Raw genomic sequence first — 13,135 nt, forward strand, 5'->3', positions numbered from 1 at the left:
GAGGCGCTGGCCTGACGGTCAGGCGGCCAGGCCCGCCAGCACGCCGCCGTCCAGGTAGCGCTCGGCCAGGGCGGCGGTGGCCGGGATGAAGCCGCCGTCCACGACGGCCGGATGGCGGCGCGCCCCGGCGCGCGCCAGCAGCTGCAGCCGCCGGAGCATGAGCATCGACGGGAGCACTGCCAGATCCTCCCGGCCCAGTTCCGCGCTGCCGGTGTACCCGCGCAGCCACGCCGCCACCCATGAGGGCAGGCGCGCATCGTCCTCGCGGAACGAGAGGGTGCAGGCCAGGTCGTACATGAACCAGCCGGTGCCGCAGTCGTCGAAGTCGATCACGGCCGTGCGGGAGCCGTCCACCAGGAAGTTCGCCGTGCGCAGATCCGCGTGGATCAGCCCGAAGCGGTCCCGGCCGGTGCCGTAGGCGGCCAGCTCGTTGCGGATCTTCGATTCGGCCCGCTCCAGAAGCCGGTGCGTGCGTTCCTCCGTGCGTGCCTCGGGCACCTGCCCCCAGCAGCCCCAGGGAGCCGTATCGCCGATCAGATGGTCCACGTTCCAGATGGGCCGGTCGAATCCGCGCGGCGCATTCCATCCGCGGGCATGGGCGTGCAGACGGGCGGTCTGGGCGCCGATGAGCGCCATGGTCCCCGGCAGATCCTCCGTCGCGGGTTCCCGGCCGGGGAGATGCTCGAACAGTGCCGCATGCAGCATCTGCCCCTCGGGACCGCGGAATCGTGCCACCGCTTCGGCCGGGGCGGCCATCCGGAACCCGGCCGTGTGCACGGCGCGATCACGGCGCAGCGCGTCGATCCACGCCAGTTCGCTGCGGATGTACACCAGCTGATGCACTCCGGGCCGGTGCAGCCGCAGTACGAGGCGCTCGCCGCTGTGCCTGTCGAGGCAGTCGTAGGTGGCGTTCTCTGCATAGGCCAGCAGGCTCACCTCGAAGCGGCCGGCGTCCAGATCGAAGCACTGCAGCGCGGTGGACCACTGCCGGGCCCAGTGCCCGGCCTCTACCGGAGCGGGCAGCGGCGGGTGCCCGGCCGGATCGGGCTGGGCGGGCCGCGCCGACGGCTGGGGCAGCGGGGACCGTCCATACGGCCCGGCGGGTCCGGCGACGCTCATGCTGCTCCCCTCGTTCGGGTCCTGGCACGGGTTCCCCTGTGGACGTCGGTGCCCACCAGGGACCTCGCGCCGTCCCTTTAGACACCACTGTGAGGGACGCACGTTTCACCGCGATGAGGACCGTGTCTCGTCCGTGTAAAGCCGCGCTGTGCCGCGGATGCACGCGTGCCGGTCCCACGCGGCCGTCGCGGACCTGGCGGCTGGCCGCCTGCCCGGGCCGGCCCCTCCATCGTTGGCACTCAGGCTCCACACCCTGGCTGGTCGCCTGCCCGGGCCTGTCCCCTCCGGCACGCGATAGTCTGGCGGCACGTCGAGGAAGACGAGGAGTTCCCATGTCAGACACCCCGGAGGCACCCGGGACCGCGGAGGACGCGCTGCCGTTGAGCGGGTTGCGCGTCCTGGAGCTGGGCAACTACATCGCCGCGCCGACGGCCGGGCGGATGCTGGCCGACTTCGGCGCCGAAGTCATCAAGGTCGAACGGCCCGGCACCGGCGACGAACTGCGCAACTGGCGGCTCTACCGCGGCACCACGTCGATGCTGTACCGGACCCTCAACCGGAACAAGAAGTCCATCGTGCTGGACCTGAAGTCCCCCGAGGGGCGGCAGGCGGTGCTGGACCTGGTGCCGCACTGCGACGCCGTGCTGGAGAACTTCCGTCCCGGCACCCTGGAGCGCTGGGGGATCGGCCCGGAGGAGATGAACTTCCGTAACCCCGAGCTGATCATCGGGCGGATCTCCGCCTTCGGGCAGAGCGGCCCGATGTCCGCGCGGCCGGGATTCGCCGCCGTGGCCGAGGCCTACGCGGGGTTCCGCGAACTCGTCGGCGATCCGGACCGGCCGCCGGTACGGGTGGGCATCTCCATCGGCGACTCCATCGCCGGGATGCAGGCGGCCTTCGGCATCGTCATGGCCCTCTACCGGCGCGAAGCCCGTCGCGGCGCGGCCGGTGCTTCCGGGGACAGCACCGGCCTGCCGCAGCGGATCGTGGACGTGGCGCTGAACGAGGCGATGTTCTCCGTGATGGAATCCCTCGTGCCGGACTACTCCGCCTACGGCGAGGTCCGCACCCGCACCGGCGGCCGGACGCAGGGCATCGCGCCGTCGAACGCGTATGTGTGCGCCGATGGGAAGTCCATCGTGGTCGCCGGCAACGGCGACGCGATCTTCCAGCGGTACATGCGTGCTATCGGCCGCCCCGATCTCGCCACGGACCCGGGCCTGCAGAGCAACGCGGGCCGCTGGGACCGCCGCGACGAGCTGGACGAGGCCATCGGAGCGTGGGCGGCGGGCCTGCCGAGCGCGGAGGCGCTCACCGTCCTCGACGAGGCGGGCGTGCCGGCCGGGCCGATCTATACCGCGCCGGACCTGCTCGACGATCCCCAGTTGCGTGCCCGGGGGATGATCCAGACCCGGACGACCACCATCGGCGATGAGCAGGCGGAGGTCGCCTTCCCCGGCGTCACCCCCGTCATCGGCGGCGATGCCTCCCTGCCGATCCGGCATGTCGGCCCCGACCTGGGCGAGCACACCGAAGAGGTGCTCAGCGGACTGCTGGGTTACGATCCGGAGCGCATCGCGGCGGTCGCCGGCGAAGATGGGGGTTCTACGTAATTACGTAATTCGGTACTATAGGGTGCATGACAGACGAGGACGCTACGCGGCTGGCCGAGGAACTGGAAGGTCTGCGCGCCCGGGTCGAGGCGCTGGAGGCGCGTGCAGCCCGCGGCGTAGCCGGCGCGATAGGGCCGGAGCAGCCCGCAGACGAGGATGCGGCCCCCGAGGACGACGTCTTCTGGGCGCTGAACGGCTTACGGGCGCGGCTCGACGAGGCGGGGCCTGAAGCGGGCGCTGAAGCCGGCGCCGTCATGCTGCTCGGCAGCGTCACCCTTCCGGCCGGCCCGGTGGAATGGCAGTACGGCACACCGGCCGGCCCGCTTCTGCAGGAGGACTGGTCCGACCGGGTGACGGCGCTGGCGGCCCTGAGCCACCCGGTGCGGCTGGAACTCCTGCGGCAGGTGCTGCACGGAGTCGAGACGACGGCCGCATTGACCGAGCTCGAGGGGTTGGGTACGACGGGGCAGCTGCACCATCATCTGCGGCAGCTCATCGCCGGCGGGTGGCTGCGCCAGCGCGGCCGCGGGCGTTACGAGGTGCCGCCGGAACGCGTCGTGCCGCTGCTCGTCTGCCTGATGGGGGTGCGCCCGGTATGAGGGTTCTACGAGGCGTCTACCGGGTCCGGCTGATCGTCATCGCCGTCGGCCTCGTCATCTGCCTGGTCAATGCCGTGCGCAACATCGCCGGACTGCCGCAGCCTCTGCCGGTGGTCTGGCCCGTGGTCGTCTACGGCGCGGTGGCGGGCATCGGTGCGATGCTGCTGCTCTCCCTGCTCGGCGGTAAGCTGCACCCCCGCCACGAACGTCGCACGCTGCAGGCGCCCGTGCGGGGCCGCTGGCTGGCGCTCAACACCCCGAGCAGTGCGGTGCCCAGCCACGGCGTGAGGATCTTCGGCCAGGCCTATGCGATCGACCTGGCCGCCCGCCCAGCGGAGGGGCCCGACCCGCCCTATGACCGTGGCGGCATGGTGCCCCCGGAGGCGTTCGCCGCCTTCGGCGCGCCGATACACGCCATGGCCGCCGGTACCGTCGTGCGTACCTGCGGCTGGCAGCGCGATCACCGCTCGCGCACGTCCGGATGGGCGCACCTGTGGCTGTTCGTGGAGGGCAACGTCCGGCAGCTGGGCGGTCCGCTCTGGGTGCTCGGCAATCACGTGGTGATCCGGCACGACGACGGTGCTTATGCCGCCTACGCGCATCTGCGACGTGGCTCCCTGCGGGTGCGCCGCGGCGAGCGGGTCGAAGCCGGGCAGCTGCTCGGCGAATGCGGGAATTCCGGCAACACCACCGAGCCGCATCTGCACGCTCAGCTGATGGACCGGGCCTCGCTGCTGACCGCTGCCGGCATCCCCTTCGAGTTCGCGGCCGTGGAGATCGGGCCGCGCGACGATCCGATCTGGGAGCCGTATGCCCACCGGGACAGCGGCATGAACCTGGCCGGAGTGCCGCACAGCGGCGAATACCTGCTCGTGCCCGAGGACGCCGGCTCGCCGCGTTGACCGGAGGGCATGGCGCCGGCAATGGGGCAACGGGCCTGACGGGACGCGTCGTGCAAGTCTCTGCGCCACGCAAAGGGGGCGTCGCCTCCGTCCGGGCGCAGAGCGCGCAGCGGGCGGAGCTCAGCCAGGCAGCAGGCCGAGCACCGCCCGGGCGATCGCATCGGCGTCCCGCAGGCTGGGGGCGTTCGTGCCCGGCTGCGCCGCGATCGCCAGGCCCCACTGCACCGCGGAGAGCTGCAGGCCCAGGACGTAACGGCCTGGGTGAACCTCGCCGGCCGCGTTCACCGTGCGGTGCGCGGGCCCGGCCACCTCCAGACCGCTGGCGCGGTACAACCGGCCATTGGCCAGCTGCGACTCTCGCGCCCGGACCCGGCCGGCGTCGAGCATGGACCGCAGCAGGCGGTCCTCGGCCAGCATCACCCGGTTCGCGGGGGAGGCCGCTTCGATGAGGTGGGTGGTGCGTACCGGTTCGGCGTCGGCCAGCAGTCGCCGCAGCGCGAAGGCCGGCGTCGCCGTGCCGACATCCCCGGTGACGGCCGCCGGACCGGCGAACCGGAGGAGACCTGCCCGGTGCAGGGCCAGAGCCTGCTCGATCCGCTCCACCGGAGGGCCGTCGCAGAGGCCCGCGACGAAATCCTCGAACCATCCGCGCAGCTCGTCCGCGAAGCTGGTCTCCTCGATGAGGCCGTCGGCAACGAGTTCCTTGACCACCAGGCGCGCGGCGGTGAGACTCACCTGGACCATCTTCAGCGGCGAATCGGCACCGGCACGGGCGGCGGCGATGTCCCGCTCGAGGAAACCGCGCATCCATGCCTCCAGCTCCTCCGGGGAGCCGAAGCGGCGGTCCTTCAGCGGGCTGATGAGGGCGTCGAAGTCAAGCCGGTCGGCCGGGTCCGGGACGAACCGCGCCTCGAGTTCGGGAAACGAGGCGTGCCGTTCCGGCACGATACCGTTCAGGAAGCTTTCCGGGTCTCCTTCGAAGGCCTGCGGCCGGACCCGGGCGAGGGTGCCGTAGTACGCCAGGCGCGCATCGGCGAGCACATGCGGCCACACGTCCCGGTTGAAGCCGAGCGTCCCGCCCAGTTCCTTTGCCTCAGCCGGGGGAGCGGCGGGTCCTCCGGCCGGGGCGCCCCAGCCCGCCTCCTGGTCCCGGCGCAGGCGCGCCGCCAGGTCACGGAACCGTCCCACGGTGGTCCACCGGAGGGTCGCCTGCGGCACGGGGCGGCCGTCGATGACCGGCTTGGCGCGGTAGGGCACGCCCCGCCGGGACGTCACCCAGAACACCGGTTCGCGCCCGCTGGGCCGGTACACGAGTTCGCCGTCGGCTGCCCGGGTGAACCGTCCGCCGCGGCCGGTCGTGGCCAGCGCCATCAGGTCGAAGAAGTTCAGGCCGAAGCCGCGCACGATCACCTCGGTGCCCGGAGGCGCCATCCGGTCCAGGTCGACCTCGGCCGGCAGCGCGGGAGGCTGATAGGCCAGACCGCCCCGCCCGGCGTACGCGGCAAGGTCCTGCCGGTTCTGCGCGGGGCGGGCCGGCAGATGTCCCAGGCACAGGACGACGTGATCGGCGAGTAGATCGGTGCCGTCATCCAGCCGGACGAGCTGATCCTGAACCTGGCCGGCAGCAGAGTCCGGACCGGCGCCGGGAGTCGTACCCGCCAGGGGATGCTCCGCGCGGGTGTCCGGTGCATCAAGGACCTCCAGGGCCTCTGCTCGGTGGACGGTCACGGTCATCCAGGCCGGCGCGTCCTTAACGATCCGCTCGAAGGCCCAGGCCAGGTAGTGCCCGTAGAGGCGCCTGGGCGGGAACCCCGGCGAGGGGAGCACCCGCAGATCGGCGCGTGCCTCATCGGTGGCCGGGATCTCCCCTGCGAGGACCCCCCTCGCCCACTGCGCCATCGTCGGCCCCGTCTGCCGGGGGCGGACGGCGACGCTCTCATCAGGGAATACGGTCTGCTCTTCCAGGACCGTGTTCATCAGCAGCTCGGCGCTCTGATCCGTGCGCCAGACCCTGCCGGGCCCCGGGGGGAAGGGGTCGACCAGATGAACCTGGACCGGCGCAGAGGGCGGCGGCATCGTGTGCGCGTGAGCGACCAGGCGCTCCAGGACGGTGGTGCCGCGCGGTCCGGCTCCGATGACGACGACGGTGGTCATCGGCGGCGGTCAGCCCTGGGCGCCCGGCGTGTAACCCTGGGGCAGCACGTTCGGGTCGTACCCCTGCGGGAAGCACATGCCCTCTTCGGTCTCGATGCCTGGTGCCGGCGGTTCCGTCTCGGCCGGTTCCTCGGTCTCCTCCGGGGCAGGCTCGGTGGCTTCCTCACCGGTCGCTTCCTCGGCCTGCGAGGGCTCCTGCGGATCGAGCTGCTCCTGCACCCAGGCGTGCAGCTCGTCCCAGTCGGGGTTCCCGGTGGCGATGACATCGTTGTTGATCTGGGCGGACTTGATCTCACCGCTCTGCATGCGCAGCGCCAGCTCGACGAAGGCGCCGACCTCGTTCTGCGGGATGTCGGTCTGGATGTTGCGGGTGGCGGAGCCGGCCAGACGCGGATACGCCATCGCCACCTCGTGCGGGTCCACCTGGTCCAGGGTGGTCTTGAGCATCCGCTGCTGACGGCACATCCGGTCGTAGTTGTCGGCGCCCTCACGGGAGCGGACGTACCACAGCGCCTCATAGCCGTCGAGCACCTGCTCGCCGGGATCGATCCAGTTGAAGATCGGGTATTTGGTGCCGGTGTTCTGGTTGGTGCCGCCGCCCATCGGGATGGGACGTTCGACGTTGATGCGGACTCCGCCGATCGAGTCGACCAGGTCCTCGAAGCCCTTCATGTTCACCGCGCCGTAGTAGTCGAGCTCCAGCCCGAGGGACCCTTCGACGGCCTGCATGGTCGCCCACATGCCCGGCTCCAGGGCGGCGGGGTTGTCCACCGCCTGCGGCTCACCCTCGGCCCACGTCCAGACCGCGTTGATCATGCTTTCCTGCGGCCCGAAGGCGTCGAACCCGTAGGGGAAACGTTCCTCCAGGGCACTTCCGGACGGGAAGATCGGCTGGTTCAGATTGCGGGGCACGCTGATCAGGGTGCTGTCCCCGGTGGCGGTGTCGATCGAGGCGACCAGGATGGTGTCCGGCCGGACGCCGGTACGGTCCTCGCCGTCGTCGCGACCCAGCAGGAGCACGTTGACCTGGGGTTCGTCGGCCCAGAGATCCTCCGCCGCGACGGTGCTGCCGGTGGCGTCGCCGAAGACGGTGGAGATGGTGCTGCGCTGGATGAGCGCGTAGGACGACACGACGCCGGCGGGAACGCCGATGATGACGGCCAGGGACGCGACCATGATGCCGCCGAGCGCCCGTTGCGCCCGGGAGAGCAGGATGGGTGCGCGGAGATTCCGGTAGGTCGCCAGTATGATGCCGATCCAGATCAGTCCGGCCAGGGCAGCGATGATGGCGATGGCCAGCAGATAGGTGGGGCTCGTGGTCATGCGCGCGCCGACGGCCAGCGGGCCGCGCCACNCATGCGCGCGCCGACGGCCAGCGGGCCGCGCCACAGCAACCAGCCGATGCCGGCAGCGATCAGCCCCAGGAACGCGATCAGGATGAACAGGCCGGGGCCTTTGCGGCCGGCTTTGATCAGACCGCTGCCGGGAAGGAACGTGCCCGCGGTCGTCCAGGTGACGAGTTCGCTGAATCCCTCGCCCAGGCGGGTGCTGTGCCGGCTGCGGCCGTCGTCACCGGTGGTGAGTTCCGGATCGTCCTCGGTGAACGCTGCCCCTGCGGCGCGGGTGTCGCTCGACTCGGTCGGGGCGTGGGCGGCGGCCGCGTCGGCCTTGCGGCGGCGGTTCCGCGTCTGGCGGTCGCGCAGGGCGCGCCGGCTCAGGGGTGCGTCGGCGTCGTCTGCTCCGATGGGCTCGCCCGGGCCGGCGTCAGCTGTGGTTCCTGGGATGGCCGCGCCGGCACCTGCTGCTTCCGCGGCGGCGGTGCGGGCGACATTGCCTGCGGTGCCCGTCACCGCTGCGGCGGAACCAGCGGCGGCTGCGGGGCTGGTGGCGCCATTGCGCGCGGCGAGGTAACTGGACGCGACCGAGACGGGGCCGGCCGGGGGCGCGTAGATCTCCGGGCCGGCGTCGTCCTCGTCGGGGTCGAGCAGGGGACCGCGTCCCGATGGTCCGGGCGCCCGCCCGGCGTAGGGGGCTAAGTCGCTGTCCCCGGGACCACGTGCCGGGCCGGCGGGAGCGTTCGTGGAGTCCAGCCGCTCGTCGCGAGTGAGGGGCGTGTCCTTACCGGTGTGGGGCCCGTCCTCGCCGGCGACGGGCCCGCGCTCGCCGGTGACGTCGGCGGAGGGGATGCCATGGGCGGCGGTGCTGGGCGCTGAGCGCTGGCGTTCCTGCCGGATGCGCTCACGGCGTGAAAGCGGGGCAGAACCCTGGCCGCTGCTGGCGCCGGTGTTGTCTGAGCGGAGGCGCGGCCGCGCCGATGCGCGGTACTCGCTGCGCGAATCGTCGCCCGGTGGCTGGGTCACACCGTCCTCCATGATCGTGGGAATGCGCACGTCGAGCAGACCGGTTCCGCTGGTGGCCGACTGCTGCGGCTCCGATGGCTTCCCCGCGGCTCGCTCACGCCGGGCGCACTTTTCTCCGGGTCATTCTACGTGTGCCTATGTGACCGGATGCTGGTGGCCCGCTGCGCTCTCCCTGGGCGTGTCGAAGGCCTTCTGTACGGGCCTGTCTTCGTGATGGGGGTGCAATGGTGGATCGCATGCTTGGAATAGCGGGTCCTGCTGGCGTCTTGTCGGTCTTTTGCCGGTTCTTCGCCGGGTGTTCACTGGCCCCCGGGATCGGCTGGTGCCGTCGAAACCGATGCTAAACCGAGGTACCGTAGAAAGAAGTCCCTGGTCAGGAAGTGTGCTCCCCGCGGACGCGGGGGTGATCCCATCGGCAGGCCCGGGGACGCGTTGCCCACGTAGTGCTCCCCGCGGACGCGGGGGTGATCCCTGGCAGCACAGGCCGCCGTCCCTCCGCCCTGCGTGCTCCCCGCGTCCGCGGGGGTGATCCCACCGGCATCCGCCGGCCTGACAACAGCTCGTCGTGCTCCCCGCGGACGCGGGGGTGATCCCGACATCTCCGACTGCACAGCCTGAGATCCCTGCCCCGCCACACCAGCTGATCGAATGCCACGATTGTATCACTATACGCTACAATCGTGGCTATGACAGCGAAAGTGATTGCGGTGATAGCCCCGCTCGCGGAACAGCATTGGGGCATGTTCACCACCGCCCAGGCAGCGTCCGTGGGCGTAGAGCGAATGCAGCTCTCGCGTCTGGCATCGGCAGGAGCGATCGAGCGGATGGCCAAAGGGATCTACCGAATGGCAGGAGCCCCTTCAGACAGTCGAGACGATCTCCGTGTCGCGTGGCTGGCGCTGGGCGGTCTGGACCGAACGGCCGACGGCGTCTCCGCCGCAGTAGCGATGGAGGAGACCGCAGCTGAGCTACACGAGATTGGCGATCTCTACACCGGCGGATTCCGCTTTGCCGTCCCTGAGCGGCGCCGCACCCGGCTTCCGGAGACCCTGACGAAGGTGCGGAAGCTGACTCGCGAGCAGGTGACGTTCATCGACGGGATGCCAGTGACCTCCGTGGAACAGACCATCGCTGATCTTGTCGCCAAGAACACCGATCTCTCCCTGGTCGGCGATGTCGTCGCCGACGCCGTGCACGCCGGAAAGGTAGTCTCGCTCACACGACTTGATCGCTACCTGGAGTCTCTGGCCACGCGCAACGGAGTTCGCACCGGTCAGCAGCTCAGAGAAAGCCTCTACGAGATCGCGGGAGTCTGATGGGCCAGGAGGCTGAGTACGGCAGCTGGACGGCGCTGGCAGCCGCCTACAAGTAAGCCGCCAAGAAGGCGCCGGGGACCAGCATTCAAGACCATCTGCGATTTGCTCAGTTCGACCGATTTCTCACCCGTGTGTTCGCAGAGGAAGAGCGCAGCGAATGGCTCCTGAAGGGCGGCATGGGATGCTGGCGCGGGTCCCTGAGTCTCGCACCACCAAAGACGTGGATCTAGTCACCACCGGCCGGGATCTCGATGAGGCCCAAGACGCCCTCGTGGAAATGGCTGAACAGGATCTCGGGGACCACGTCATCTTCCGACTGAAGCGCGCCCGCCCTACCGGGCAAGGCGGCAATCAGCCCGGTGTCCAAGCTCGGTCACTGATCTTCACGTCTCGGGCAAGAAGCTTGGTGAAGTGGCAGTAGATCTCGCAGTAGAACACCCACCCGTAGGGACGATCGAAGTCGTAGAGCCGCGGATCAACCTCGCCGAGCTTCACCTCGCGGTCGAAGTGGAACGAGTCGTCCGCCGAGCGGATCCAGTCACTTCATTCACGGTCCCACAGTCGTGGGGGACGCGCTACGCCGCTATGGCCCGGACCACTCCCGCGGATGCGGGAGTGGCCTCAACAAGCGAAGAGGTGGTTTCGGCAGGAGCTATACGCCGAGGCAGAGCGCGGTAGCGCACCTATCGGCAGGAGGAAGTTCCCTGCATCAGTAATGATGGGCATGCCGAGGCCGGCGTAACCGGTAGCCGAGAGGAAATCCACCAGATCGAGTGCCGATCCCACCGGCGAAGGGCCCGTCGTGACAACGACGATGAGGCTAAGGGCCTTCACGTACCGCTCGGAGATGAGTAGTCACGTGCCCGCCACCCGTGTCGCTGTCGCCAAGGCGGCCCAATAGATCGTCAAGGAGCGTTGCGACCGCACTGCTCGACACGATCGAACCGAGTAGTGCCGCCAGTGCGGCGGTACCATTCCGTACATCCCGCACTTGACTTGATGGTCAAGTGCGGGATTGACTATACTCATGAAGCGCGCAGCGGTGATCAAAAAGCTCAAGCAAGCAGCCAAGAAGGCCGGTAAAGACTTCGAGGTCACCGAGCTCACCAACCACACCGGTATTCGCGTGGGCTCCAAACGTTCCACCCTGGGGCGTCATAACGAGATAGGCGTCATAACGAGATAGACGACACAACGGCACGGAAGTTCTTCGACCAGTACGCCGATGAACTCGGGAAAGGATGGTGGAGGAAATGACCCGATACACAGTCACCGCGACCCGCACGGGCCGCTGGTGGGCGCTCCAGTGCGACGAGGTGCCGGGCGCGCTGTCTCAAGCAGTTTCCCTTGAGGAAGCCGAGCGGATCATGCCCGAGGCCATCGCCTACGTCGCTGGCGTGCCCGAGGACCAAGTTGAGGTCACCATCGTGCCTGTGATCCCCGATGAGGCGCGCGATCACATGGAAGCGGCTAAGCGGCTCAGGGAGGAATCAGCCCGAGCAAACCGGGCGGCCGCTGAGGAGGCCCGCCAGGCAGCCCGCGCGCTCCGTGCTTCTGGTCTATCAGTGCGTGACACCGGTTACGCGCTGGGAGTGTCGAAGCAGCGCGCCGCCCAGCTCGTCAACGGGTAGCGTCGCCAGTCACGTCCTCCGGCAGCGTTGGCGCACGACCGAGCCACCGCAATATACGGAGGCTGTGTGCTCTCGGATATGAGCAACCACGAGCGGGCTGAGCCCTAGGAGCGCCAGCTCCTGACCGCTGGTCGTGACCGTGAACGTGCTCGCCAAGCCCCCGCCGCGGCGATCGAACGCCTAGAGGCCGTCATGGTAGAAGCCGGCAGGGGCCACCTGCACAACAGTGCCGGCCGGGTGCTGCCCGCGGAGGCGGGAGTGATCCCCGAAGAGTGTTCTCCTTCCTGTGGGCTGAGGTGCGCGGCCGGTTAGGTGGCGGTGGCGGCTTTCTGCAGCTCTGTGAGTTGGTCGACCCAGTACTGGTGGTCGCCGCGCATCCAGGGGTCGGTCTCACTGGCGATGAGTGCCGTCATCTCACTGACGATGTTCTCGTAGAGTCCCTGGGAGACAGTTACCTTGTCGACCACGAGTCCCGTGAACAGTACTGCGGGATCCTGGCCGAGCAGGAAACGCTCGCTGGACTGCGTGCCGTGGCGCTCCTCTGCCATTGCGAGGAGCCGCTCGGCGAGCTCCGCATAGTCCAGGTACCTCATTTCGGGCATTTTATCGGCTCCTTAGGTGTACACGCAGCGGCTCGGGGCGCGGAGGCGATCGAGGCGTCCGGGTTGATCTGCACGGTGTCGTCACTGGCCATCGGGCAGACGGAGCTGATGTTCCACCGGCCGCGGCGCGGCCACGGCATCCGGCTTCCCCGAAGACCCATTCGACCCGTACGAGCGAGTGACATTCAGCGACGGCACCCAGTTTCCCTGGGAGCGGCGACGCTTCCCGCGGACCGTCACAGACGCCGACGTGGACCACATCATCAAGGAGCACGGCCGAAACCGCCCCGCCGGCAAGACACCGCTGCCAGCCTGGGGAGACCCCGAGGACGTCACCTGCCACCTGAACCAGATCCTCGAACAGGTCTACCGAGACCCACGCGGACCCAGGGCCATTCGTGGGACTGTCGAGCTCCACACCGAGTACCAGGGGCGCGTCTACAGGGTCGTCCTCAACGACGGCGCGTTCCCGAGCGTCCGCACCATCCACACGCTCGGGGAACACATCGACCCGATGACCTACCTATGGCGGTAAACTGGCCGCATGAGGACAGCACAGGAGGTCGCTGAAGCACTTCGGGAGTACGTCCCCACGGGAGACACCCGAGAGCTCCGCATGATCCGCGACGACTACACCGGCGCCCTCTGGGAGGACGCCATCGCCGCCATCCTGGGAATGGTCGACCGAGGCGAAATCTCAATCCCCGCCGACCTCGAACGCGAAGCCGACAACATCATCACCGCGGAGATCGAGGCTGCACGCCGCCGCCACCCGGTCCCGCAGACCACCTGACCTAACCGAATAACCCACTAAAGCCCCACCGCGCTCGCGGTCTGGG

General features: G+C 69.4%; 12 protein-coding genes. 8 read left to right on the forward strand and 4 right to left on the reverse strand.

What is annotated here, in order from left to right; genetic code table 11:
• Positions 1-18 precede the first annotated feature (18 nt).
• Complete coding sequence (locus IEW13_RS16395; protein WP_188551988.1) at positions 19-1,119, reverse strand: phosphotransferase enzyme family protein; 1,101 nt, start codon at positions 1,117-1,119, stop codon at positions 19-21.
• A 332-nt stretch (positions 1,120-1,451) separates the two neighbouring features.
• Here IEW13_RS16395 and IEW13_RS16400 point away from each other — a divergent pair, with 332 nt between their 5' ends.
• The 3 genes from IEW13_RS16400 to IEW13_RS16410 are packed head-to-tail and all read left to right on the forward strand — an operon-like array spanning position 1,452 to position 4,233.
• The gene (locus IEW13_RS16400; RefSeq protein WP_188551989.1) at positions 1,452-2,732 is read left to right on the forward strand and encodes a CaiB/BaiF CoA transferase family protein; all 1,281 of its coding nucleotides are present in this window, start codon (positions 1,452-1,454) and stop codon (positions 2,730-2,732) included.
• A gap of 26 nt (positions 2,733-2,758) precedes the next feature.
• Positions 2,759-3,331, forward strand: a complete 573-nt coding sequence (locus IEW13_RS16405; protein ID WP_188551990.1) for an ArsR/SmtB family transcription factor — start codon at positions 2,759-2,761, stop codon at positions 3,329-3,331.
• Positions 3,328-4,233: a M23 family metallopeptidase gene (locus IEW13_RS16410; protein WP_188551991.1), complete on the forward strand. Its 906-nt coding sequence runs from the start codon at positions 3,328-3,330 to the stop codon at positions 4,231-4,233. Before IEW13_RS16405 ends, IEW13_RS16410 begins: the two co-directional genes overlap by 4 nt.
• A gap of 120 nt (positions 4,234-4,353) precedes the next feature.
• On the opposite strand, the gene IEW13_RS16415 is transcribed toward IEW13_RS16410, so the two are convergent.
• Positions 4,354-6,387: an FAD/NAD(P)-binding protein gene (locus tag IEW13_RS16415; RefSeq protein WP_188551992.1), complete on the reverse strand. Its 2,034-nt coding sequence runs from the start codon at positions 6,385-6,387 to the stop codon at positions 4,354-4,356.
• Between the two features lie 9 nt (positions 6,388-6,396).
• Positions 6,397-7,710, reverse strand: coding sequence for an LCP family protein (locus IEW13_RS16420; RefSeq protein ID WP_188551993.1), 1,314 nt, complete (start codon positions 7,708-7,710; stop codon positions 6,397-6,399).
• Positions 7,711-9,433: 1,723 nt separating this feature from the next.
• On the opposite strand from IEW13_RS16420, the gene IEW13_RS16430 reads away from it, so the two are divergent.
• From IEW13_RS16430 to IEW13_RS16440, 3 genes are all read left to right on the forward strand, one after another.
• On the forward strand, positions 9,434-10,063 hold the full coding sequence (locus IEW13_RS16430) for a type IV toxin-antitoxin system AbiEi family antitoxin domain-containing protein (RefSeq protein WP_188551995.1): 630 nt from the start codon (positions 9,434-9,436) through the stop codon (positions 10,061-10,063).
• 1,027 nt (positions 10,064-11,090) lie between these two features.
• Positions 11,091-11,249: a ribonuclease PH gene (locus IEW13_RS16435; protein ID WP_229745268.1), complete on the forward strand. Its 159-nt coding sequence runs from the start codon at positions 11,091-11,093 to the stop codon at positions 11,247-11,249.
• Between the two features lie 67 nt (positions 11,250-11,316).
• Positions 11,317-11,694 (forward strand): hypothetical protein, encoded by a 378-nt coding sequence (locus IEW13_RS16440; protein WP_188551996.1) that lies wholly within the window; start codon positions 11,317-11,319, stop codon positions 11,692-11,694.
• A gap of 308 nt (positions 11,695-12,002) precedes the next feature.
• Here the strand turns inward: IEW13_RS16440 and IEW13_RS16445 are convergent, their stop codons facing one another.
• Entirely contained in the window at positions 12,003-12,296 is a 294-nt protein-coding gene (locus IEW13_RS16445; RefSeq protein WP_188551997.1) for a hypothetical protein, read from the reverse strand.
• Between the two features lie 178 nt (positions 12,297-12,474).
• Between IEW13_RS16445 and IEW13_RS16450 the strand changes: the two genes are divergently transcribed.
• Both IEW13_RS16450 and IEW13_RS16455 read left to right on the forward strand, forming a co-directional pair.
• Positions 12,475-12,831 (forward strand): hypothetical protein, encoded by a 357-nt coding sequence (locus IEW13_RS16450; RefSeq protein WP_188551998.1) that lies wholly within the window; start codon positions 12,475-12,477, stop codon positions 12,829-12,831.
• 9 nt (positions 12,832-12,840) lie between these two features.
• On the forward strand, positions 12,841-13,089 hold the full coding sequence (locus tag IEW13_RS16455; RefSeq protein WP_188551999.1) for a hypothetical protein: 249 nt from the start codon (positions 12,841-12,843) through the stop codon (positions 13,087-13,089).
• Positions 13,090-13,135: the final 46 nt, after the last annotated feature.

The sequence above is a fragment of the Sediminivirga luteola genome, assembly GCF_014639315.1.
Lineage (GTDB): Bacteria > Actinomycetota > Actinomycetes > Actinomycetales > Brevibacteriaceae > Sediminivirga > Sediminivirga luteola.

Excerpts from the sequence above, each read along its gene's own strand:
- IEW13_RS16395 (WP_188551988.1), bottom strand. The coding sequence starts at position 1,119 with ATGAGCGTCGCCGGACCCGCCGGGCCGTATGGACGGTCCCCGCTGCCC.
- IEW13_RS16400 (WP_188551989.1), top strand. The coding sequence starts at position 1,452 with ATGTCAGACACCCCGGAGGCACCCGGGACCGCGGAGGACGCGCTGCCG.
- IEW13_RS16405 (WP_188551990.1), top strand. The coding sequence starts at position 2,759 with ATGACAGACGAGGACGCTACGCGGCTGGCCGAGGAACTGGAAGGTCTG.
- IEW13_RS16410 (WP_188551991.1), top strand. The coding sequence starts at position 3,328 with ATGAGGGTTCTACGAGGCGTCTACCGGGTCCGGCTGATCGTCATCGCC.
- IEW13_RS16415 (WP_188551992.1), bottom strand. The coding sequence starts at position 6,387 with ATGACCACCGTCGTCGTCATCGGAGCCGGACCGCGCGGCACCACCGTC.
- IEW13_RS16420 (WP_188551993.1), bottom strand. The coding sequence starts at position 7,710 with ATGACCACGAGCCCCACCTATCTGCTGGCCATCGCCATCATCGCTGCC.
- IEW13_RS16430 (WP_188551995.1), top strand. The coding sequence starts at position 9,434 with ATGACAGCGAAAGTGATTGCGGTGATAGCCCCGCTCGCGGAACAGCAT.
- IEW13_RS16435 (WP_229745268.1), top strand. The coding sequence starts at position 11,091 with ATGAAGCGCGCAGCGGTGATCAAAAAGCTCAAGCAAGCAGCCAAGAAG.
- IEW13_RS16440 (WP_188551996.1), top strand. The coding sequence starts at position 11,317 with ATGACCCGATACACAGTCACCGCGACCCGCACGGGCCGCTGGTGGGCG.
- IEW13_RS16445 (WP_188551997.1), bottom strand. The coding sequence starts at position 12,296 with ATGCCCGAAATGAGGTACCTGGACTATGCGGAGCTCGCCGAGCGGCTC.
- IEW13_RS16455 (WP_188551999.1), top strand. The coding sequence starts at position 12,841 with ATGAGGACAGCACAGGAGGTCGCTGAAGCACTTCGGGAGTACGTCCCC.